We start from the raw sequence: 21,034 nt of genomic DNA, 5'->3' as shown, positions 1-21,034 counted from the left end.
TTCGCGCTCCTGTCGTAGCGCGGCGTTCCGCCGCCGTCTAGGCCCCGGTCCCTCCCCCAGAGGGGGGACCCCCACTTTCACCGTTTCTTGCAGGGGCTGCGCCCCCGCACCCCCGAAGCGCGCTGCGCGCGCTGTCCTCAAACTCCCCCAGAGGGGGCACCCCCAACGGGCTGATACAGCCCGTCCGGCGTTTGAGGACGAGCGGCGAAGCCGCGACAAGCGGGGTCTGGGGCGCAGCCCCAGGAAACGGCGAAGGTGGGGGTGCCCCCTCTGGGGGAGGGACCGGGGCCCCCTCACACCCGCGCGATGTCCGCGACCTTCGCCCCGGTCAGCCGCACCAGCACCCCCGGCTCCAATTCCACTTCCAGCCCCCGGCGCCCCGCCGACACATGGATCGTGGGATGCGCGAGCGCGGACGCGTCGACGGCAGTCGGGAGCCGCTTCCGCTGGCCCAGTGGCGAGATGCCACCCCGCACGTACCCGGTGCTGCGCTCCGCCGCCGCCGGATCCGCCATCGCGGCCCGCTTGCCGCCCACCGCCGCCGCCAGGGCCTTCAGGTCCAGGGAGCCGCTGACGGGGACGACGGCCACCGTCAGGGCGCCGTCCACCTCCGCGACCAGGGTCTTGAAGACACGCCCGGGCTCCACACCGAGAGCGTCGGCGGCCTCCTCGCCGTAGGACGCGGACGCCGGGTCGTGGGTGTAGGCGTGCAGGGAGAAGGGGGCGCCCGCCTTCTCCAGGGCGACCACGGCGGGGGTGCCGCCTGACGTACCTGCGGCTTTCTTCGCCAACTCGGCTTCGCCTCCGCTCAGTTGGGACTCGTCGGCTGCCGGGTGAAGTCCACCGCCGGCAGCGAGGGGAGCTTACCGATCAAGGCGGTCTCGGTGCGCAGGAGTTTCAGCTCGTCCGCCAGCCGGGAGGCGGTGTCGGGCGCCTGGAGCAGCCGCTGTTTGGCCGGGACGTCGAGCATGGTGGCCGAGGCGACCAGGTAGGACAGGACGGACGGCTCCTCCGGGATGTCCTGCCGGCCGGAGAGGGTCCGTTCGCTGGCCCCCGCGAGCCGCTTCTGGTAGGCGCGGAACGCCCGCAGCACCCCTGAGGCGAGCGCGCCGGCGCCCTCGCCCGGACGTTCCTCCAGCGGTTCCGTCTCGCCGGTGAGGAACGGGCCCGTCGCGTCCACCGACAGCAGCCGGAACCGGGTCGTCCCGGTGGCGAGGACCTCGAACGTGCCGTCCGGCCGTTCCCGCAGGGTCGCGGCCTCCGCGACGCAGCCGACGGCGTGGAAGGCGGCCATCGGGTCCGGGCCGAAGCCCGTCGCGGGGCCCGGCTCCGGCCGGGTCTCCGCCGGCAGCCCCGGGGCGCTGTGCGCCACCTCGAAGCCGTCGCGGATGGCCACGACCCCGAACCGGCGCGGGGCGTCGTCGGGCAGTTCCGCGAGGTGGCGCATCATCGCGCGGTACCGCTGCTCGAAGACGTTCAGAGGCAGGACGAGGCCCGGGAACAGCACCGAGTTGAGGGGGAAGATCGGGAGGCGCGCGGTGGTCACAGCCGGTAAGCCTAGGCCCTGCGGGGGCGGGAGCGCTCCCTTCCGACCGGTCCCCGGTCTCCGCGGCCGTCGGCGACCTCGGTCACTGCCGGCGCAGCAGCCGCGACGCGCCCGCCGCGACCGTCGTGGCCAGCACCCAGCCGACCAGCACCAGCGCCGTGGCCAGCCACTGCCCCGCCCCGCTGGTCTTCCACGCCCCGCCCTGCCCCAGGTCCACGACGGGCAGCAGCAGGTCGAGGGTGTAGAGCGCGGCGTTCCAGGTCGGCGCGCCCTCCTGTGGCTTGACCGGCGGCAGCGGGTGCCGGGCGAACCACAGGGTGCCCAGCGCCCACAGCACCGCCATCCACAGCGCGGCCCGTCCGGGGCGGTAGCCGTAGGCCACCGTCCAGTCCTGGAGGTAGCCCCACGCCTTCCCGGCCAGGGGCAGCGTCTCGCGGCGGCGGCGCTGCTTGGCGAGCAGCACCGCCCGGGCGTCGGTGTCCTCGCCGCTGACCCGCAGCGAGGCGGCCAGGCACTCGTAGGGTTCGGGCGCGTACTCCGGGGTCGCGGCGGCCACCCACTCCAGCCGCCGGGCCAGCGGGAACGAGCCGTGCGGTATCAGCGTCTCGTACGAGAACCCGGCCATCACCAGCCCACCCGGGCCGGGCCAGCTCTCCCACCGGTCGACGAGGTTGACCACCCGCGCGCCGGACAGCACCACCCGCCCGTGCTCCGGCCGCTGCCCGAGGAAGCGCAGCTCCGGCGTCTGGATCCGGCGCAGCGACACCTCCTGGCCGTCGGACAGCAGCAGCCGTGCCCCGCTGAAGTCGAGCGCGTCGCCGAACCGCCCGTCGTCCAGCCGCATCCCGCCCTCGCAACTGAAGTTCCGCAGCCGCGTCCCGTAGGCCGGGCCGCTCGGGGAGATGCCGTACGGGGGCGTGGCGCCCGAGACGACCGGGCCCTCCTCGGCGGCGGGCGTGAGGTAGACGGTCCGCTCGACGGTGAGCTGCGGGGCGTTGAGCGCCCGCCGGCCGAAGGGGTTGCTGAGGGTGGTGCCGCGCAGGCTGAGGGAGGCCCCTATCTTCGCGCCGCGCAGGCTCAGTTCCCCGTACGCCCGGGCGAGCTCCGCCTGGAGGTCCTGGCCGACGGTGAGGCCGTCGGCGGCGATGCACACCCCGCGCCGGTCGCGGCGGACCACGGCCTGGTTGAGCAGCAGGTCGGTGCCGACCCGGGCGTCGCTGAGCCGGATGCCGCGCCGGACCACGCAGCGCGGCAGGTGCAGGTCGCCCTCGGTGTGCAGCCGGGCGGCCTCCAGCCGGGGGAGGGAGCAGCCCACCAGCCGCAGGGTGGTGAACCGGCACTCGGGCAGCAGCACCTGCTGTTCGAAGCGGCAGTTCTGCAGCTCCACGTAGGGGACGACCGTGCCGCCGGACAGGTCGAGCAGCCCGGTGATCTGCACGCCGTTGAGCTTGAGCGCCGGCACCCGGCCGGGTAACGCCGGCGGGCCGTCCAGCAGCAGCAACGCGATCACCCGGGCCCGTACACTGCGCTCGGGGCCCCAGGTGTAGGGGCCGTCGGGGTCGTTCCGCTCCGGGTGCGGGGTGCGCAGGTCGTGGGTGGTGCCGCAGCGGAAGGCCTGCCACATGCCCCGTTCGGCCGGGGTGAGCTCCAGGCCGGGGGGCGGATCTCCGTCGGAGGACGCGGTCACGGTTCCCTCCCTCTCGAGCGCCCGGTCCGGCGCCGCACGCCTGTGACTCCCGTGGCGCCGACCGCGCGTACTGGCTCGATTCCCGGTGGGTGACCGCTTGAACACGCAGCGTGCGACGACTTTGACGGGCGCCCGTCAAGGGCGTCCCCGGGTGGGTGCGGCGGAGTGAAGATCGATTCCCGTGCGGCGTATCACTGGGTGGTACGGAGAGCCGTGCGCCGGGACGGGTCTGAGACAATTGGCCATGTGATCTCCCGAATCGATCTGCGCGGCGGAGCCGTCACCGACGGCGTCATCGACCGCGACCTGCTGCCCCGAGCCGAACTCGACGTCGAGGCCGCCCTGGAGAAGGTGCGGCCCATCTGCGAGGACGTGCATCATCGCGGGACGGCGGCACTGATCGACTACGCGGAGAAGTTCGACGGCGTCACCATCGACCGGGTGCGCGTCGCGCCCGAGGCGATCGAGCGCGCCCTGGCCGAGCTGGACCCGGCGGTCCGCGCCGCCCTGGAGGAGTCCATCCGCCGCGCCCGCCTCGTCCACCGCGAGCAGCGCCGCACCGACAAGACCGTCACCGTCGTCCCCGGCGGCACGGTCACCGAGCGCTGGGTGCCTGTCGAGCGCGTCGGCCTGTACGTGCCGGGCGGCAACGCCGTCTACCCGTCGTCCGTCGTGATGAACGTCGTGCCCGCGCAGGAGGCCGGTGTCGCCTCGCTGGCCGTTTCGTCCCCGCCGCAGAAGGCCCCTTCTCCTGATCATTGGGGCGGCGGCCTCCCGCACCCGACGATCCTCGCCGCCTGCGCCCTGCTCGGCGTCGACGAGGTGTACGCGGCCGGCGGCGCCCAGGCCATCGCCATGTTCGCCTACGGCACCGACGAGTGCCGGCCCGCCCAGTTGGTCACCGGCCCCGGCAACATCTGGGTCGCCGCCGCCAAGCGGCTGCTCAAGGGCCGCATCGGCATCGACGCCGAGGCCGGCCCGACCGAGATCGCCATCCTCGCCGACGACACCGCCGACGCGGCGCACGTCGCCGCCGACCTGATCAGCCAGGCCGAGCACGACACGCTGGCCGCCGCCGTCCTCGTCACGCCCTCCGAGGCGCTCGCCGAGGCCGTCGAGGCCGAGCTGAAGACCCAGGTCGCCGCGACGAAGCACGTCGAGCGGATCACCGAGGCGCTGGCCGGCCGGCAGTCCGGGATCGTCCTCGTCGACGACCTCGACCAGGGCCTCGCCGTCGTCGACGCCTACGCCGCCGAGCACCTGGAGATCCAGACCGCCGACGCCTCCGCCGTCGCCGCCCGGGTCCGCAACGCCGGCGCGGTCTTCGTCGGCCCGTACGCGCCCGTCTCCCTCGGCGACTACTGCGCCGGCTCCAACCACGTCCTGCCCACCGGCGGCTGCGCCTGCCACTCCTCCGGCCTGTCCGTGCAGTCCTTCCTGCGCGGCATCCACGTCGTGGACTACAGCCGCGACGCGCTCGCCGACGTCACCCACCACGTGGTGACGTTGGCGGAGGCGGAGGACCTGCCGGCGCACGGCGCGGCGCTCAAGGCGCGGTTCGACTGGAAGGTCCCTGGTAAGAGCGCGTGACCCGCATCGACGACCTTCCCCTCCGGGACGAACTGCGCGGCAAGACCCCCTACGGCGCGCCGCAGCTCGACGTCCCCGTCCGGCTGAACACCAACGAGAACCCCTACCCGCTGCCCGAGGCCCTGGTCGCCCGGATCGCCGAGCGCGTCGCCGAGGCCGCCCGGCACCTCAACCGCTACCCCGACCGGGACGCGGTCGAGCTGCGCACCCGGCTCGCCGAGTACCTCACCCGTACCGGCGGGCACGTGGTCGGGTGCGCGAACGTGTGGGCGGCCAACGGCTCCAACGAGGTCCTCCAGCAGGTGCTCCAGACCTTCGGCGGGCCCGGGCGTACGGCGATGGGCTTCGAGCCCTCGTACTCGATGCACGCCCTGATCTCGCGCGGTACCGGCACCGACTGGCTCGCCGGGCCGCGCCGGGACGACTTCACCATCGACGTGGACGCGGCGGTCGCGGCCATCGCCGAGCACCGCCCCGACGTGGTCTTCGTCTGCTCGCCCAACAACCCCACCGGCACCGCCGTGGACGCGGAGACCGTGCTGCGGCTGTACGACGCGGCGCAGGCGGCCAAGCCGTCGATGGTCGTCGTGGACGAGGCGTACGGCGAGTTCAGCCACCACCCGTCGCTGCTGCCCCTGATCGAGGGCCGGCCGCACCTCGTCGTCTCGCGGACGATGTCCAAGGCGTTCGGCGCGGCCGGGCTGCGGCTGGGCTACCTGGCCGCCGACCCGGCGGTGGTGGACGCCGTCCAGTTGGTCCGGCTGCCGTACCACCTCTCGTCCGTCACCCAGGCGACCGCCCTCGCGGCGCTGGAGCACACCGACACGCTGCTCGGCTACGTCGAGCGGCTCAAGTCCGAGCGGGACCGCCTGGTCGCCGAGCTGCGGGCGATGGGCTGCGAGGTCACCGCGTCCGACGCGAACTTCGTCCAGTTCGGGGTGTTCGAGGACGCCCACGCCGCCTGGCAGGCCATTCTCGACCGGGGCGTCCTGGTCCGGGACAACGGCGTGCCCGGCCGGCTGCGGGTCACCGCGGGCACCCCCGAGGAGAACGACGCGTTCCTGGACGCGGTGCGCGCCGTCATGAAGGAGAACCGATGAACCACCGCGTGGGTCGCGTCGAGCGGACCACCAAGGAGACGTCCGTCCTGGTCGAGATAGACCTCGACGGGACCGGGCAGGTCGACGTGTCGACGGGGGTCGGCTTCTACGACCACATGCTCGACCAGTTGGGCCGGCACGGGCTGTTCGACCTCACCGTCAAGACCGACGGCGACCTGCACATCGACACCCACCACACCATCGAGGACACCGCCCTCGCGCTGGGCGCCGCCTTCCGGCAGGCGCTCGGCGACAAGGTGGGCATCTACCGGTTCGGCAACTGCACGGTCCCGCTGGACGAGTCGCTGGCCCAGGTGACCGTCGACCTCTCCGGCCGGCCGTACCTGGTGCACACCGAGCCCGAGAACATCGCGCCGATGATCGGCACCTACGACACCACGATGACCCGGCACATACTGGAGTCCTTCGTGGCGCAGGCGCAGATCGCGCTGCACGTCCACGTGCCGTACGGGCGCAACGCGCACCACATCGTGGAGTGCCAGTTCAAGGCGCTGGCGCGGGCGCTGCGGTACGCGTGCGAGCGCGACCCGCGCGCCGCCGGAATTCTCCCGTCCACGAAGGGTGCGCTGTGAACGGCCTCTCCACCGCCCTGATCCTGGTCGGGCTCTTCCTCGTCGGCGGGATCATCTCCTTCGCCAAGCAGGGGATGCCCAAGGGCGTCATCGTGCTGCTGGGGATCGGTGCCGCGATGGCGCTGACCGCCGGGGTGATGCGGATCGAAAGCCTGTGGTCATGAGCAAGAAGGTCGTCGTCTTCGACTACGGGTTCGGCAACGTCCGGTCGGCCGAGCGGGCCCTCGCCCACGTCGGCGCCGATGTCGAGATCACCCGCGACTTCGACCGGGCCATGAACGCCGACGGCCTCCTCGTCCCCGGCGTCGGAGCCTTCGCCGCCTGCATGCGGGGACTGCGGGAAGCGCGCGGCGACTGGATCGTCGACCGGCGGCTGTCCGGCGGCCGGCCCGTGATGGGCATCTGCGTCGGCATGCAGGTCCTCTTCGCCCGCGGCGTCGAGCACGGCGTCGAGACCGACGGCCTGGACGAGTGGCCCGGCACGGTCGAGCCGCTCAAGGCCCCGGTCGTCCCGCACATGGGGTGGAACACCGTCGCCCCCGCCGAGGGCTCCGCCCTCTTCGCCGGGCTCGACGCCGACACCCGCTACTACTTCGTGCACTCCTACGCCGTCCGCGACTGGAGCCTCGAAGTCACCAACGAGGCCATCAAGCCGCCCCTGGTGACCTGGGCCGAGCACGGCGAGCCGTTCGTCGCGGCCGTCGAGAACGGGCCCCTGTGGGCCACCCAGTTCCACCCCGAGAAGTCCGGCGACGCCGGATCCCAGCTCCTCACCAACTGGATCGGAACCCTGTGACCAAGCTCGAACTCCTCCCCGCCGTAGACGTCCGCGACGGCCAGGCGGTGCGTCTGGTCCACGGCGAGTCGGGCTCCGAGACCTCGTACGGCGACCCGCTCGCCGCCGCCCGCGCCTGGCAGGACGCCGGCGCCGAGTGGCTGCACCTGGTCGACCTGGACGCCGCCTTCGGCACCGGCGACAACCGGGAGCGGATCGCCGAGGTCGTCCGGGCCATGGACATCAAGGTCGAGCTGTCCGGCGGCATCCGCGACGACGCCTCGCTGGCCGCCGCCCTCGCCACCGGCTGCACCCGCGTCAACCTCGGCACCGCCGCCCTGGAGACCCCCGAGTGGGTCGCCAAGGTCATCGCCCAGCACGGCGACAGGATCGCCGTCGGCCTCGACGTGCGCGGCACCACCCTGCGCGGCCGCGGCTGGACCCGCGACGGCGGCGACCTCTACGAGACGCTCGCCCGCCTCGACTCCGAGGGCTGCGCCCGCTACGTCGTCACCGACATCGCCAAGGACGGCACCCTCCAGGGCCCCAACCTGGAACTGCTGAAGAACGTCTGCGCGGCCACCGACAAGCCGGTCGTCGCCTCCGGCGGAGTCTCCTCCCTTGACGACCTCCGGGCGATCGCCAGTCTGGTACCGGAAGGTGTCGAAGGCGCGATCGTGGGCAAGGCCCTCTACGCGAAGGCGTTCACCCTGGAAGAGGCCCTGGAGGCAGTGTCCGTATGAGTGAGACCCCGGCCCCGCAGCGCGTGCAGACAGACAGCCCCTGGGAAGCGACGATCGGCTTCGCGCGTGCCGTGGCGGCCGGGGACCGGGTGCACGTCGCCGGGACCATGCCGCTGGTCGACGGCGTCCTCGTCGGCGAAGGCGACCCGTACGAGCAGGCCCGGGCCGCCTTCTCCAACGCGCTCGCCGCGCTGGAGCGGTTCGGCCTCGGCCCCGAGTCCGTCGTCCGCACCCGGATGTACCTGACCCACGCGCGGGACGTCGACGAGGTCGGCCGCGCCCACAAGGAACTCTTCGACGGGATCCGGCCCGCCGCGACCATGGTCGTCGTGTCCGGCTTCGTCGACTCGCGCGTCCTGGTCGAAGTAGAAGTAGAAGCATTCAGAGGAGTAACGGCGTGACCCTCGCGGTCCGAGTCATCCCCTGCCTGGACGTGGACAACGGCCGGGTCGTCAAGGGGGTCAACTTCCAGAACCTGCGCGACGCGGGCGACCCCGTCGAGATGGCCCGCCTCTACGGGCGGGAGGGCGCCGACGAGCTCACCTTCCTCGACATCACGGCCTCCTCCGGCAACCGCGAGACCACCTACGACGTGGTCCGGCGGACCGCCGAGCAGGTCTTCATCCCGCTGACCGTGGGCGGCGGGGTGCGGACCGCCGACGACGTCGACAAGCTGCTGCGCGCCGGGGCCGACAAGGTCGGCGTCAACACCGCCGCCATCGAGCGGCCGGACCTCGTGCGGGAGATCGCCGAGCGGTTCGGGCGGCAGGTGCTCGTGCTGTCCGTCGACGCGCGGCGGACGCCGTCCGGGTCCTTCGAGGTCACCACGCACGGCGGACGGCGGGGGACCGGGATCGACGCGGTCGAGTGGGCACACCGGGCGGCCGAGCTCGGGGCCGGGGAGATCCTGCTCAACTCCATGGACGCGGACGGGACGAAGGACGGGTACGACACGGAGATGATCACCGCTGTGCGGCGGCATGTGTCGGTGCCGGTCATCGCCAGCGGTGGGGCGGGGAAGCTCGCCGATTTCGCGCCGGCGGTGGCCGCCGGGGCGGACGCGGTGCTGGCCGCTTCCGTCTTCCACTTCGGCGATCTGCGGATCGGGGAGGTCAAGGGGGCGCTGCGGGATGCGGGGCATCCCGTGCGGTGAGGTCTGCCCCTGACCCGCCCTTTCGCCGTTTCTTGCGGGGGCTCCGCACCTGCACCCCCGGACGGGCTGAAATCAGCCCGTCCGGCGTTTGAGGACAACCGCGCGGAGCGCGGTTTCGGGGGTCTGGGGGCTTGCCCCCAGGAATCGGCGAAGGGGTGGGACCGGGGCGCCCTCAAATCCCCAGCCGCGCCGCCAGCAGCTTCGCCTTCGCGACCTCGTCGCCTTCCAGTTCCACCCGCGCGGCGGCCTGCCGCCCGAAGGCGAACAGCGTCAGCTCACTGGGTTCACCGGTGACGGTCACCACCGGGACGCCCCGGTTGCCGACCGCCGTGCGCCCGTCGGGGCGGCGGAGGACGAGTCCGACGGGAGCCTTGCGGCCGAGGACGCGGGCCATCTTCTCCAGGCGGGACCAGAGCGCGTCGGCGAAGACGGGGTCGAGTTCGCGGGGCGTCCAGTCGGGCTGGGCGCGGCGGACGTCCTCGGTGTGGACGTAGAACTCGACGGTGTTCGCCGCCTCGTCGATCTGCTTGAGGGCGAACGGCGAGGTGCGCGGCGGCCCGGTGCGGATGAGCTGGATCAGTTCCTCGTACGGCTTGGCGGCGAACTCGGACTGCACCCGCTCCAGGCGGGCGGCCAGCGGTTTGAACAGGGCGCCGGCCGCGGCGTCCGAGCGGCGTTCGCGCACCACGATGTGGGCGGCGAGGTCGCGGGCGCTCCACCCCTGGCAGAGCGTCGGGGCGTTCGGACCCGCGGTCTCCAACAGATCCGCGAGAAGCAGGCGTTCGCGCTGTGCGTGGGTCGACATGGCGGCAGCCTACGGTCGGCGCCGCCGCCGTGCCACGGCGCCGCGCCCGCCGGGTGCCCGGCCGCGGCGCCCCGGCCCCGGTCTACTCGGGCAGCGGTGCCGTCAGCTTGGCGCCGCCCGGCTTGTCGCTGCGGGCGATCCAGCAGGTGACGCGGCGCTCCCCGGTCAGCAGGTACGTCCGCTCGTTGGGGTAGAGCGCGAAGTAGTAGTACAGGCGGCCGTCGTTCACGGCGCGAAGCCGCCGCTCGGCGTCCGGCTTGCAGAGCCCCCGGGCCTTCTCCTGGATGTCCGTCTCGGTCAGCAGGCCGTTGCTCAGCGTCCGGTTGGTGATCGCCTCGCCGTCGTGGCTGCCGTCGCAGGACTTCTTCTCCACGCGGGTGACGGACGGGGTCATCGCCGGGTGGTCGAAGCACTCGCCGGGCTTGACGACGACCATGGGCACCACGATCGACGAGGAGCCGGAGGGCGACGGCTCGGCGGTGGGCGTCGGCGGGAGGGGTATGTGCGGGAGCGTGGGGAGGGGGGACGGTCTGGACGTCGGGGCGTCGCTCGACGAGGCGCTGGGCGTGGAGGAGCCCTTGGCGGCCGGTTTGTCGTCGCCTCCGGAGTCCTTGTTCGCGTAGATGACGCCGCCCACGATCAGGCCGACCACCAGCACCGCGCCGACCACGATGGCGGCGATCTTCGCCCCGCCGCCCCCCGAGGGCGGCGGGGGCGTGCCGGGCTGCGACCCGTAGGGGCCGTATCCGGGCGGCTGGTTCTGGCCGTAGGGCTGCTGCGGGCCCTGCCCGTAAGGGGACTGGCCGCCGTAGGGGGACTGGCCGCCACCGTACGGCGGGGGCTGCTCCGGCGGCGGGCCGAAGCCCGTCGGCGGTCCGAAGCCGCCGCCGCCCCCGGGCGGCTGCGGCGGGTTGGAGGGAGGGGGAGGAGGCGGTGAGGTCATGACGGAAGCATGCCGTATCCCTCGGACATCCATGCGACCGGTCCAAGAGCGGCACAATGGCTCCATGAACGGCAACGCCCTTTCCAGTTCCGAGCCCGCGCGGCCGGCCCCGGCCGTCCCGGACGCCCCGGCCGTCCCCGGCAGCACCGCGCTCGACCCCGCGGTCGCCGCGCGCCTCAAGCGCACCGCCGACGGGCTCGTGCCGGCCGTCGCCCAGCAGTACGACACGGGCGAGGTGCTGATGCTCGGCTGGATGGACGACGAGGCGCTGCACCGCACCCTCACCACCGGCCGGTGCACCTACTGGAGCCGCAGCCGCAACGAGTACTGGGTCAAGGGGGACACCTCCGGTCACGTCCAGCGGGTGAAGTCCGTGGCCCTGGACTGCGACGGCGACACCCTCCTGGTCAAGGTCGACCAGACCGGCCCGGCGTGCCACACCGGGACGCGCACCTGTTTCGACGCCGGTGACCTGCCCCTGGGCCAGTAGGCTCCGCTGCCATGGCTGCCACCACCGCTTCCGGCCCCGCTCCCGGTCCCGCTCAGGTCCCCGACGCCGACACCTTCCGCGCGCTGGCCAAGGACCGCCGGGTCATCCCGGTCACCCGGCGCTTCCTCGCCGACGGCGACACCCCGGTCGCCCTCTACCGCAAGCTCGCCGCCGAACGGCCGGGTACCTTCCTGCTGGAATCCGCGGAACAGGGCCGCAGTTGGTCGCGGTACTCCTTCATCGGCGTCCGCAGCGCCGCCACCCTCACGGCACGCGACGGCGAGACCCACTGGCTGGGCACCCCGCCCGTCGGCGTTCCCACCGACGGCGACCCGCTGCGCGCCCTGCGCGCCACCGTCGAGGCCCTGCACACCCCGCGCGACCTCATCGAGGGCGCCGGGCTGCCGCCCTTCACCGGCGGCATGGTCGGTTACCTGGGCTACGACGTCGTGCGCCGCCTGGAGAAGATCGGCGACCGGCACGGGGAGGGCGACGGGCTCGGGCTGCCCGAACTCACCATGCTGCTCACCTCGGACCTCGCCGTCCTCGACCACTGGAACGGCACGGTCCTGCTGATCGCCAACGCGATCAACCACAACGACCTGGAGACGGGCGTCGACGAGGCGTACGCGGACGCCGTCGCCCGCCTCGACGCGATGACCGCCGACCTGCACCGGGCCGTCCCCACCCACCCCACGGTGCTGCCGTCCGCCGAGCTGCCGGAGTTCACCGCCCGCTGGGGCGGCGCCGACTACCAGGCGGCCGTCGAGGACATCAAGGAGCGCATCCGGGCCGGCGAGGCGTTCCAGGTGGTGCCCTCCCAGCGGTTCGAGACGCCGTGCGCGGCCTCCGCCCTGGACGTCTACCGGGTGCTGCGGGCGACCAACCCGAGCCCGTACATGTACCTGTTCCGGTTCGACGGGTTCCAGGTCGTCGGCTCCAGCCCCGAGGCGCTGGTGAAGGTCGAGGACGGGCGGGCCATGGTCCACCCCATCGCCGGCACCCGCCCGCGCGGCGCCACCCCGCAGGCCGACGCCGCCCTCGCCGAGGAACTCCTCGCCGACCCCAAGGAGCGCGCCGAGCACCTGATGCTCGTCGACCTCGGCCGCAACGACCTCGGCCGGGTCTGTGAGCCGGGCAGCGTCGAGGTCGTCGACTTCATGTCGATCGAGCGCTACAGCCACGTCATGCACATCGTCTCCACCGTCACCGGGCGCCTCGCCCCCGGCCGGACGGCGTTCGACGTGCTCACCGCCTGTTTCCCGGCCGGCACCCTCTCCGGCGCGCCCAAGCCGCGGGCCATGCAGATCATCGAGGAGCTCGAACCGTCCCGCCGCGGCCTGTACGGCGGCTGCGTCGGCTACCTGGACTTCGCCGGGGACTCGGACACCGCCATCGCCATCCGCACCGCCGTCCTCCGTGACGGCACCGCCTACGTCCAGGCGGGCGCGGGCGTCGTCGCCGACTCCGACCCGGTGGCCGAGGACACCGAGTGCCGCAACAAGGCCGCCGCCGTGCTGCGGGCCGTGCACGGCGCCGCCCGGCTCACCCGCCCGGGGGCACCGGCGTGACCCCGGCTGCGCGGCACGCTCGGGCGCAGGGGATAGTGGAAGGGTGAGCGCAGCCGTACCCCACCCCCGCACCCGCACCGAGCCCGGACCCGGCCGGAGCGCCCGGCGCAGCGTCGGCGCCGCCCTGTTCCTGACGGCCGCCGGCGCCGCGCTCGTGCTGCTCGCGGGCGGCCGGACCTGGTCCGAGGGCACGGCGGCGGGCGTCCGGGACGCCGCCCGCGAGCAGGCCACCGGCCAGGACGTCACCGGCCTGCCCGGTGCCCTCGCCATCGTCGGGCTGGCCGCCCTCGTCGCCGTCTTCGCCGTGCGCCGGGCCGGCCGCACGCTGGTCGCCGCGGTGCTGGCGCTGTCCGGCGCGGGCGTCGTCATCGGCTGCGTCACCGGCGCCTCCGACACCGGGGCCCTGGAGGAGAAGGCGGCCAGGACCACCGGCCTGTCCAGCGCCGCCGTCGAGCACGTCACCCACACGCCGTGGCCCTGGGTGGCCCTGGCCGGCGGCGTCCTGCTGCTGCTCGCCGGGCTGCTCGCGCTGCGCTACGGCCGCCACTGGCCCTCCATGGGCGGCCGGTACGAGCGCGACGGCACCCCGCGCGCCCGCCGCCCGCGCCGGGCGCCGGACCCGGAGCGGCCCGAGGAGATCTGGAAGGCCCTCGACCGGGGAGAGGACCCCACCGGCGACCCCGCGCCCCGATAGCCGCCGCCGGGGGCGTCCCCAGGCCCACCCCACGTCGAGCCGGTCACCGGCCGTCAGGAACAATGACCATGAGGGTCATGCGCCCGCAGGCGCGATTCGGCGACCCCCAGCAACGAGGAGTCAAGTCATGTCGGGTCAGGTACACCACGGACAGACCCCGGCCGCCTGGACCGGTGTCATCATTTCCTTCATCGGCTTCTGCGTCGCCAGCGCGTTCATCGTGATGGCCAAGCCGGTCGGCTTCTGGGCCGGGGTCGGCGTCATCTTCCTCGGCGCGATCGTCGGCGGCATCATGCGCCTGATGGGCCTCGGCCAGGCCCCCAAGATGGGCTCGCGGCCCAAGGCGGACGCCCAGCCGCAGAACGGCTGACCCGCGGTCCGCCGCACCCACTCCCCCCTCGCGCACGGCGCGGCCCGGGCCCGTACGTCCTCCGTACGAGCGGCCTGAGCCGCGCTTTCGTGTGTCCGCACCGCGGCGGGTTCCCGGCCGCGCGGTCGCGCCCCCGCGCCACCCGGCGGAGACTGGCGGGGTGAGGGAGTCCGCTTCCGGCCCCCGCCGGGCCACCACCGCGCCGTCCGTCCGCCGGCTGGGCGCGCCGCTCGGCGTCGCCGCCGGGCTCGCCGCGGCGGCGGCCCTGGTCCGGACGGTGGACCCGAACGAGCCCGGTCACTACCCCGTCTGCCCGCTGTCGCGCCACACGGGCCTGCTCTGCCCCGCCTGCGGCGGCCTGCGCGGGCTGTACGCCCTGCTGCACGGTGACCTCCCGGCCGCCCTGCGCGCCAACGCCCTGGCCGTCCCGGGCTACGCCGTCTTCGCCGTCCTCTGGGCCGCGTGGTGCGTCCGCGCGGTGCGCCACGACGGCGGGATGCCCCTGGCCCTGCGGCCGGTCCACTGGTGGGGCGTCGGAGTCCTGGTGCTGGCCTTCACCGTGGTGCGGAACCTGCCCTGCGGGGCGGTGCTCGCCCCGTGACGCCGGGCTTCGGCACCGGCGGACGCGACGCCGCCGTCAACCGGATGCACGACCTCCGTCCGACGGCAAGTACCATCACAGTGTGCTGGTGGGATGAGTACGAACCGCATCAGCCCAGATCATCCGAGCCCGGAAGGGGGCCGCTCGCGTGAGTGTGCTCGACGAGATCATCGACGGAGTCCGTGCCGACCTCGCGGAACGGCAGGCGCGCGTCGGCCTCGACGAGCTCAAGGAGCGGGCCGCCAAGGCCCCGCAGGCCAGGGACGGCGCCGCCGCCCTGCGCGGTGAGAACGTCTCCGTGATCTGCGAGGTCAAGCGCTCCAGCCCGTCCAAGGGCGCGCTGGCCGCCATCGCCGACCCCGCCGGGCTCGCCGCCGACTACGAGGCCGGCGGTGCCTCCGTCATCAGCGTGCTGACCGAGCAGCGCCGCTTCGGCGGCTCGCTCGCCGACCTGGAGGCCGTCCGCGCCAAGGTCGACATCCCGGTCCTGCGCAAGGACTTCATCGTCACCGCCTACCAGTTGTGGGAGGCCCGCGCCTACGGCGCCGACCTCGCGCTGCTGATCGTCGCCGCCCTGGAGCAGGAGGCCCTGGTCTCCCTGATCGAGCGGGCCGAGTCCATCGGGCTCACCCCGCTGGTCGAGGTGCACGACGAGGACGAGGTCGAGCGGGCGGTCGCCGCCGGCGCCCGCGTCATCGGCGTCAACGCGCGGAACCTCAGAACGCTGGAGGTCGACCGGGGCACCTTCGCCCGGGTCGCCCCCGAGATTCCGGACGGCATCGTCAAGATCGCCGAGTCCGGGGTGCGCGGCCCGCACGACCTCATCGCCTACGCCAACGACGGCGCGGACGCGGTGCTCGTCGGCGAGTCCCTGGTGACCGGGCGCGACCCCAAGGCGGCCGTCGCCGACCTGGTCGCCGCCGGCGCCCACCCGGCCCTGCGGCACGGCAGGAGCTGAGGACGGCATGACCGCGTACGCGCGCCTGGCCCGGGGGTGCCGCCCCCGGGGCTGCCGCGCGCCGGCGCGGCGGGTGCGCGGACGCCGTGTCCGCTACCACATCGGGTGCGAGCCCGGACAGATCAACGGGCGCCGATGGCGCCGGACCGCTCACCCGTAGCCGGTCCCTTCGGCGAGCGCGCGCGGGGTGTGTCCCCGCGCCTTGCCCGCCGCCCTTTTCTGTCACAGGAGTACCTCCGTGTCCTCTGAGTTCTTCGTTCCCGACCCCGAGGGCCTGGTGCCCAGCGCGGCGGGCTACTTCGGCGCCTTCGGCGGCACCTTCATCCCCGAGGCGCTGGTCGCCGCCGTGGACGAGGTCGCCGTCGCCTACGAGAAGGCCAAGTCCGACCCGTCGTTCGCGGCCGAGCTCGACGACCTGATGGTCAACTACACGGGCCGCCCCAGCGCCCTCACCGAGGTGCCGCGGTTCGCCGAACACGCGGGCGGCGCCCGGGTCTTCCTCAAGCGCGAGGACCTCAACCACACCGGGTCCCACAAGATCAACAATGTGCTGGGCCAGGCGCTGCTCACCAAGCGCATGGGCAAGACGCGCGTCATCGCCGAGACCGGCGCCGGGCAGCACGGCGTCGCCACCGCCACCGCCTGCGCCCTCTTCGGTCTCGACTGCACCGTCTACATGGGCGAGGTCGACACCGAGCGGCAGGCGCTCAACGTCGCCCGGATGCGGATGCTCGGCGCCGAGGTCGTCGCCGTGAAGTCCGGCAGCCGCACCCTGAAGGACGCCATCAACGAGGCGTTCCGCGACTGGGTCGCCAACGTCGACCACACCCACTACCTCTTCGGCACCGTCGCCGGGCCGCACCCGTTCCCCGCCATGGTCCGCGACTTCCACCGGGTCATCGGCGTCGAGGCCCGCCGGCAGATCCTGGAGCGCGCCGGGCGGCTGCCCGACGCGGCCGTCGCCTGCGTCGGCGGCGGCTCCAACGCCATCGGCCTGTTCCACGCCTTCCTGGCCGACGCGGACGTCCGGCTGATCGGCTGCGAGCCGGCGGGACACGGCGTCGAGACCGGCGAGCACGCGGCCACCCTCAGCGCCGGCGAGCCGGGCATCCTGCACGGCTCCCGCTCCTACGTCCTCCAGGACGACGAGGGCCAGATCACCGAGCCGTACTCCATCTCGGCCGGCCTGGACTACCCCGGCGTCGGCCCCGAGCACGCCTACCTCAAGGACTCCGGGCGCGGCGAGTACCGGGCGGTCACGGACGACGCCGCGATGCGGGCGCTGCGGCTGCTGTCCCGCACCGAGGGCATCATCCCGGCCATCGAGAGCGCCCACGCCCTGGCCGGCGCCCTGGAGGTCGGCCGGGAGCTGGGCCGGGACGGCCTGATCGTCGTCAACCTGTCCGGCCGCGGCGACAAGGACATGGACACCGCCGCCCGCTACTTCGGCCTCTACGACACCGACGCCGAGGTGGCCGCCGACCGCACCGACACCGCCGAGATCGAGGGGGACGCCAAGTGAGCGGGAACGCCGAGCTGTTGACCCGTACCCTCGCCGCGGCGAAGGCCGAGGACCGCGCCGCGCTCATCGCCTACCTCCCGGCCGGCTTCCCGACCGTGGACGGCGGCATCGCGGCGATCAAGGCCGTCTTCGACGGCGGGGCGGACGTGGTCGAGGTGGGGCTGCCGCACAGCGACCCCGTCCTCGACGGGCCCGTCATCCAGACCGCCGACGACATCGCCCTGAAGGGCGGCGTCCGGATCGCGGACGTCCTGCGGACGGTGCGGGAGGCCCACGCGGCCACCGGCAAGCCCGTCCTCGTCATGACCTACTGGAACCCCATCGACCGCTACGGCGTCGAGCGCTTCACCGCCGAGCTGGCCGAGGCGGGCGGCGCGGGCTGCATCCTGCCCGACCTGCCCGTCCAGGAGTCGGACCTGTGGCGCGAGCACGCCGCCAAGCACGGCCTGGCGACGGTCTTCGTCGTGGCGCCGAGCAGCAGGGACGCGCGGCTCGCCACCATCACCGCGGCGGGCAGCGGCTTCGTCTACGCGGCCTCCCTGATGGGCGTCACCGGCACCCGCGTGTCCGTCGGCGCCCAGGCCCGGGAGCTGGTCGAGCGCACCCGCGCCACCGGCACCGCGCTGCCCGTCTGCGTGGGGCTCGGCGTCTCCGACGCGGCGCAGGCCGCCGAGGTCGCCGGGTTCGCCGACGGTGTCATCGTCGGCTCCGCGTTCGTCAAGCGGATGCTGGACGCCCCGGACGAGGCGGCCGGGCTCGCGGCGGTGCGGGAGCTGGCAGGGGAGCTCGCGGAGGGCGTCCGCAAGCGGGGCTGATCCCGCACCGGACGAGGCCGGGTACTCCGTTCGAAGGAACCTGGGACCGGGGGTGCGCTGGGGCGCACCCCCGGTTCGTTGTACGGGGACGTGAACGAGAAGAGCAGCAGCGACGGAAAGCGCAGCGCCCGCGAGCGCCTGCAGGAACAGCGCCAGAAGGACATCGCCCGCGCCAAACGCAAGAGGGCGATGATCGCGGGGCTGGCGGTGGTCGGGGTGCTGGGCACCGGCGCCGGCGTCGCGGCCGTCGTCGCGAACACCGGCGGGGAGAAGAAGGACGAGGCCGCGGGCCCGCCGCTGCCCCCGCAGGGAGCCCTCGGCAAGGACGGTTCCACCATCCCCGTCGGCAAGAAGGCGGCCAAGGCCACCCTCACCGTCTACGAGGACTTCCGCTGCCCGGCCTGCGCCCTGTTCGAGAACGCGTACCGGGACACCGTGCGCGACCTGGAGCAGGAGGGCAAGCTCAAGACCGAGTACCACATCGTCACCCTCATCGACCGGAATCTCGGCGGCACGGGCTCGCTGAAGGCGGCCAACGCGGCGGCCTGCGCGCAGGACGTCGGCAAGTTCGCCGCCTACCACGACGTCCTCTACAAGAACCAGCCGCCGGAGACGAAGGACGCCTACGCCGACACCTCCCGGCTGTACGAGCTCGCCGAGCAGGTCCCGGGGCTGAACACCCCCGGCTTCCAGAAGTGCGTGGACGACGGCATGCACGACACGTGGGTGAAGCAGGCGCACGAGGCGTTCCGCAAGGGCTCCTACAAGGCGACCCCGACCGTGCTGCTCAACGGGAAGAGCGTGTACGGGGACCCGGCCCACCCGCTGACCCCGGCGAAGCTGCGCGAGATGACGGTGGCGGCCGCCAAGAAGAAGCACTGAGGCGGGCGGGGTGAAGAAACACTGAGGCGGGCGGGGCGAAGAAGCACTGAGGCGGGCGGGGCTCGCTTCCGCGTGCGGGACCCACTTCCCCGTGTGGGGCGCGGGGCCCGTTACGGAGCTGTTGTCCCGGGTGGGTTGCCGCTCGCGCGCCCCGGCAGGGTAGCGTCGGTGATGCCATGAATCTCGCATACATTCCCAGCCCGTCGACCGGCGTGCTCCACCTGGGGCCGGTCCCGCTGCGCGGCTACGCCTTCTGCATCATCATCGGCGTCTTCGCCGCCGTCTGGCTCGGCAACCGCCGCTGGGTCGCGCGCGGCGGCCGGGTCGGGACCGTCGCCGACATCGCCGTCTGGGCCGTGCCCTTCGGCCTCGTCGGCGGCCGGCTGTACCACGTGATCACCGACTACGAGCTGTACTTCGGTGAGGGGCGGAACTGGGTCGACGCCTTCAAGATCTGGGAGGGCGGGCTCGGCATCTGGGGTGCCGTCGCCCTGGGCGCGGTCGGCGCCTGGATCGGCTGCCGCCGGCGCGGCATCCCGCTGCCCGCCTGGGCCGACGCCGTCGCCCCCGGCATCGCCGTGGCCCAGGCGATCGGCCGCTGGGGCAACTGGTTCAACCAGGAGCTCTACGGCAAGCCGACGGATCTGCCCTGGGCGCTGAAGATCGACGCGGATCCGGGGATCGGACGGATCGCCGGGACGTACCACCCCACGTTCCTGTACGAGTCGCTCTGGTGCCTCGGGGTCGCCGCCCTGGTGATCTGGGCCGACCGGCGCTTCAAGCTGGGGCACGGGCGGGCGTTCGCGCTGTACGTGGCGGCGTACACGGTGGGGCGCTTCTGGACGGAGTACCTGCGGGTCGACGACGCGCATCATGTGCTCGGGCTGCGGCTCAACGGGTGGACGTCGATCGTGGTGTTCCTGGCGGCGGTGGTGTACATCGCCGTGTCCTCGAAGAAGGTCCCCGGGCGGGAGGCCGTGGTCGAGCCGGGCGTCTCCGACGCGGTGCTGGACGAGTCCGGTCCGGACGTGAAGGATGCTCCTCCGGCGAAGCCGGCGGATGCTCCGAAGTCGGCGGATGGCCCTGAGGCGGCCAAGAAGCTCTGAGTGCTGCGCTGGGGCGGGATGGGGGTGCCCCTGTCCCGCCCCTTCCCGTTTCTTGCAGGGGCTGCGCCCCCGCACCCCCAAGCGCCCTGCGGGCGCTGTCCTCAAGCGCCGGACGGGCTGAATCAGCCCGTCCGGCGCTTGAGGACGAGCGGCGGAGCCGCGACAAGGGGGTCTGGGGCGCAGCCCCAGGAAACGGCGAAGGGGTGGGACCGGGGCACCGCAAAACCCCAGGTCAGCGAGGTAAGTTCGGCCTTCCTTGCTAGCGCGGACATGCCATCCGCGCGTACCTTCGAACCGATAGGGATCAGGGCGCAAGGCCCGCCCCCCCCGGCGAAGGAGCAACCCACCATGGCCGTCCTCGACACCGCCGCCACCACCCACATAGCCCACCGCGACAACCACACGCACCGCGATGTGAACGGCGGCTGGCTGCGTCCGGCCGTGTTCGGGGCCATGGACGGCCTCGTGTCGAACCTCGCGCTGCTGACGGGTGTCGCGGGTGGGGACGCGACGTCGCAGACGCTGGTGATCACCGGTCTGGCCGGTCTCGCGGCGGGCGCGTTCTCGATGGCGGTGGGGGAGTACACGTCGGTCGCGTCGCAGCGCGAGCTGGTCCTCGCGGAGCTGGACGTCGAGCGGCGTGAGCTGCGGAAGCACCCGACCGACGAGCTGGAGGAGCTGGCCGCGCTCTACGAGTCGCGCGGGGTGGAGCCGGCGCTGGCGCGCGAGGTGGCGCGGCAGTTGTCGAAGGACCCGGAGCAGGCGCTGGAGATCCACGCCCGGGAGGAGCTGGGCATCGACCCCTCCGACCTGCCCTCGCCGATGACGGCGGCGCTCGCCTCGTTCGGTTCGTTCGCGCTGGGCGCGTTGCTGCCCGTCCTTCCGTACCTGCTCGGCGCGTCGCAGTTGTGGCCCGCGGTGCTGCTGGCGTTGCTGGGGCTGTTCGCCTGCGGTGCGGTCGTCGCCCGGGTCACCGCGCGCGGTTGGTGGTTCAGCGGACTGCGGCAGTTGCTGCTCGGCGGGGCGGCGGCCGGTGTGACGTATCTCCTGGGTATTGCCTTCGGGACCGCCGTCGGGTGATGCTCTATGC

At 73.4% G+C, this 21,034-nt stretch carries 25 protein-coding genes; 20 read left to right on the top strand and 5 right to left on the bottom strand.

All coding sequences use genetic code 11. From position 1 onward, the window contains the following. Nucleotides 1-293: 293 nt before the first annotated feature. From ybaK to ACZ6X9_RS12105, 3 genes are all read right to left on the bottom strand, one after another. Entirely contained in the window at nucleotides 294-791 is a 498-nt protein-coding gene (gene ybaK / locus ACZ6X9_RS12115) for a Cys-tRNA(Pro) deacylase (protein WP_469777888.1), read from the bottom strand. Between the two features lie 17 nt (nucleotides 792-808). Then, the gene (locus ACZ6X9_RS12110; protein WP_469777887.1) at nucleotides 809-1,546 is read right to left on the bottom strand and encodes an LON peptidase substrate-binding domain-containing protein; all 738 of its coding nucleotides are present in this window, start codon (nucleotides 1,544-1,546) and stop codon (nucleotides 809-811) included. An 82-nt stretch (nucleotides 1,547-1,628) separates the two neighbouring features. Beyond that, the gene (locus ACZ6X9_RS12105) at nucleotides 1,629-3,233 is read right to left on the bottom strand and encodes an oxidoreductase (protein ID WP_469777886.1); all 1,605 of its coding nucleotides are present in this window, start codon (nucleotides 3,231-3,233) and stop codon (nucleotides 1,629-1,631) included. A 246-nt stretch (nucleotides 3,234-3,479) separates the two neighbouring features. On the opposite strand from ACZ6X9_RS12105, the gene hisD reads away from it, so the two are divergent. From hisD to hisF, 8 genes are read left to right on the top strand one after another with little or no spacing between them, the layout of a single operon-like run. Then, a complete protein-coding gene (hisD, locus tag ACZ6X9_RS12100; protein ID WP_469777885.1) occupies nucleotides 3,480-4,823 on the top strand; it encodes a histidinol dehydrogenase in 1,344 nt (447 codons plus the stop codon). Beyond that, nucleotides 4,820-5,923 (top strand): histidinol-phosphate transaminase, encoded by a 1,104-nt coding sequence (locus ACZ6X9_RS12095; RefSeq protein WP_469777884.1) that lies wholly within the window; start codon nucleotides 4,820-4,822, stop codon nucleotides 5,921-5,923. Before hisD ends, ACZ6X9_RS12095 begins: the two co-directional genes overlap by 4 nt. Further along, nucleotides 5,920-6,516 (top strand): imidazoleglycerol-phosphate dehydratase HisB, encoded by a 597-nt coding sequence (hisB, locus tag ACZ6X9_RS12090; protein WP_004955323.1) that lies wholly within the window; start codon nucleotides 5,920-5,922, stop codon nucleotides 6,514-6,516. The genes ACZ6X9_RS12095 and hisB overlap by 4 nt, the downstream gene beginning before the upstream one ends. Further along, complete coding sequence (locus ACZ6X9_RS12085; RefSeq protein WP_223766975.1) at nucleotides 6,513-6,680, top strand: hypothetical protein; 168 nt, start codon at nucleotides 6,513-6,515, stop codon at nucleotides 6,678-6,680. Before hisB ends, ACZ6X9_RS12085 begins: the two co-directional genes overlap by 4 nt. Then, nucleotides 6,677-7,312 (top strand): imidazole glycerol phosphate synthase subunit HisH, encoded by a 636-nt coding sequence (gene hisH / locus ACZ6X9_RS12080; protein WP_469777883.1) that lies wholly within the window; start codon nucleotides 6,677-6,679, stop codon nucleotides 7,310-7,312. Before ACZ6X9_RS12085 ends, hisH begins: the two co-directional genes overlap by 4 nt. Further along, nucleotides 7,309-8,034: a bifunctional 1-(5-phosphoribosyl)-5-((5-phosphoribosylamino)methylideneamino)imidazole-4-carboxamide isomerase/phosphoribosylanthranilate isomerase PriA gene (gene priA, locus ACZ6X9_RS12075; RefSeq protein WP_469777882.1), complete on the top strand. Its 726-nt coding sequence runs from the start codon at nucleotides 7,309-7,311 to the stop codon at nucleotides 8,032-8,034. Before hisH ends, priA begins: the two co-directional genes overlap by 4 nt. Further along, on the top strand, nucleotides 8,031-8,435 hold the full coding sequence (locus ACZ6X9_RS12070) for a RidA family protein (RefSeq protein WP_469777881.1): 405 nt from the start codon (nucleotides 8,031-8,033) through the stop codon (nucleotides 8,433-8,435). Before priA ends, ACZ6X9_RS12070 begins: the two co-directional genes overlap by 4 nt. Then, nucleotides 8,432-9,187, top strand: coding sequence for an imidazole glycerol phosphate synthase subunit HisF (gene hisF / locus ACZ6X9_RS12065; RefSeq protein ID WP_469777880.1), 756 nt, complete (start codon nucleotides 8,432-8,434; stop codon nucleotides 9,185-9,187). Before ACZ6X9_RS12070 ends, hisF begins: the two co-directional genes overlap by 4 nt. Nucleotides 9,188-9,359: 172 nt before the next feature. Here hisF and ACZ6X9_RS12060 read toward each other — a convergent pair whose 3' ends face one another. Both ACZ6X9_RS12060 and ACZ6X9_RS12055 read right to left on the bottom strand, forming a co-directional pair. Then, nucleotides 9,360-9,992 (bottom strand): TIGR03085 family metal-binding protein, encoded by a 633-nt coding sequence (locus ACZ6X9_RS12060; RefSeq protein WP_469777879.1) that lies wholly within the window; start codon nucleotides 9,990-9,992, stop codon nucleotides 9,360-9,362. A gap of 82 nt (nucleotides 9,993-10,074) precedes the next feature. Beyond that, complete coding sequence (locus tag ACZ6X9_RS12055; RefSeq protein WP_469777878.1) at nucleotides 10,075-10,935, bottom strand: hypothetical protein; 861 nt, start codon at nucleotides 10,933-10,935, stop codon at nucleotides 10,075-10,077. A 64-nt stretch (nucleotides 10,936-10,999) separates the two neighbouring features. On the opposite strand from ACZ6X9_RS12055, the gene hisI reads away from it, so the two are divergent. The 12 genes from hisI to ACZ6X9_RS11995 all read left to right on the top strand — a co-directional run bounded on the left by hisI (nucleotide 11,000) and on the right by ACZ6X9_RS11995 (nucleotide 21,024). Then, nucleotides 11,000-11,425 (top strand): phosphoribosyl-AMP cyclohydrolase, encoded by a 426-nt coding sequence (hisI, locus tag ACZ6X9_RS12050; protein WP_469777877.1) that lies wholly within the window; start codon nucleotides 11,000-11,002, stop codon nucleotides 11,423-11,425. Between the two features lie 11 nt (nucleotides 11,426-11,436). Further along, nucleotides 11,437-12,996, top strand: a complete 1,560-nt coding sequence (locus ACZ6X9_RS12045) for an anthranilate synthase component I (protein ID WP_469777876.1) — start codon at nucleotides 11,437-11,439, stop codon at nucleotides 12,994-12,996. Between the two features lie 43 nt (nucleotides 12,997-13,039). Continuing rightward, nucleotides 13,040-13,690, top strand: a complete 651-nt coding sequence (locus ACZ6X9_RS12040; protein WP_469777875.1) for a TIGR02234 family membrane protein — start codon at nucleotides 13,040-13,042, stop codon at nucleotides 13,688-13,690. 127 nt (nucleotides 13,691-13,817) lie between these two features. Further along, a complete protein-coding gene (locus ACZ6X9_RS12035; protein WP_469777874.1) occupies nucleotides 13,818-14,060 on the top strand; it encodes an HGxxPAAW family protein in 243 nt (80 codons plus the stop codon). A 160-nt stretch (nucleotides 14,061-14,220) separates the two neighbouring features. Next, nucleotides 14,221-14,661 carry a DUF2752 domain-containing protein gene (locus ACZ6X9_RS12030; RefSeq protein ID WP_469777873.1) on the top strand — a complete coding sequence of 147 codons (441 nt, stop codon included), beginning with the start codon at nucleotides 14,221-14,223 and terminating at the stop codon, nucleotides 14,659-14,661. A 148-nt stretch (nucleotides 14,662-14,809) separates the two neighbouring features. After that, nucleotides 14,810-15,619 carry an indole-3-glycerol phosphate synthase TrpC gene (gene trpC, locus ACZ6X9_RS12025; protein ID WP_469777872.1) on the top strand — a complete coding sequence of 270 codons (810 nt, stop codon included), beginning with the start codon at nucleotides 14,810-14,812 and terminating at the stop codon, nucleotides 15,617-15,619. Between the two features lie 7 nt (nucleotides 15,620-15,626). Next, entirely contained in the window at nucleotides 15,627-15,779 is a 153-nt protein-coding gene (trpM, locus tag ACZ6X9_RS12020; RefSeq protein ID WP_469777871.1) for a tryptophan biosynthesis modulator TrpM, read from the top strand. 78 nt (nucleotides 15,780-15,857) lie between these two features. After that, nucleotides 15,858-17,141: a tryptophan synthase subunit beta gene (gene trpB, locus ACZ6X9_RS12015; protein WP_469777870.1), complete on the top strand. Its 1,284-nt coding sequence runs from the start codon at nucleotides 15,858-15,860 to the stop codon at nucleotides 17,139-17,141. Then, entirely contained in the window at nucleotides 17,138-17,956 is an 819-nt protein-coding gene (gene trpA / locus ACZ6X9_RS12010; RefSeq protein WP_469777869.1) for a tryptophan synthase subunit alpha, read from the top strand. The genes trpB and trpA overlap by 4 nt, the downstream gene beginning before the upstream one ends. Nucleotides 17,957-18,046: 90 nt before the next feature. After that, a complete protein-coding gene (locus tag ACZ6X9_RS12005; protein ID WP_469777868.1) occupies nucleotides 18,047-18,838 on the top strand; it encodes a DsbA family protein in 792 nt (263 codons plus the stop codon). A gap of 176 nt (nucleotides 18,839-19,014) precedes the next feature. Beyond that, the gene (gene lgt / locus ACZ6X9_RS12000; protein ID WP_469777867.1) at nucleotides 19,015-19,944 is read left to right on the top strand and encodes a prolipoprotein diacylglyceryl transferase; all 930 of its coding nucleotides are present in this window, start codon (nucleotides 19,015-19,017) and stop codon (nucleotides 19,942-19,944) included. Between the two features lie 348 nt (nucleotides 19,945-20,292). Continuing rightward, on the top strand, nucleotides 20,293-21,024 hold the full coding sequence (locus tag ACZ6X9_RS11995; protein ID WP_469777866.1) for a VIT1/CCC1 transporter family protein: 732 nt from the start codon (nucleotides 20,293-20,295) through the stop codon (nucleotides 21,022-21,024). Nucleotides 21,025-21,034 lie beyond the last annotated feature (10 nt).

This window comes from Streptomyces sp. NPDC052910 (genome assembly GCF_055585605.1).
This window is presented reverse-complemented; position numbering and strand designations above follow the sequence as displayed.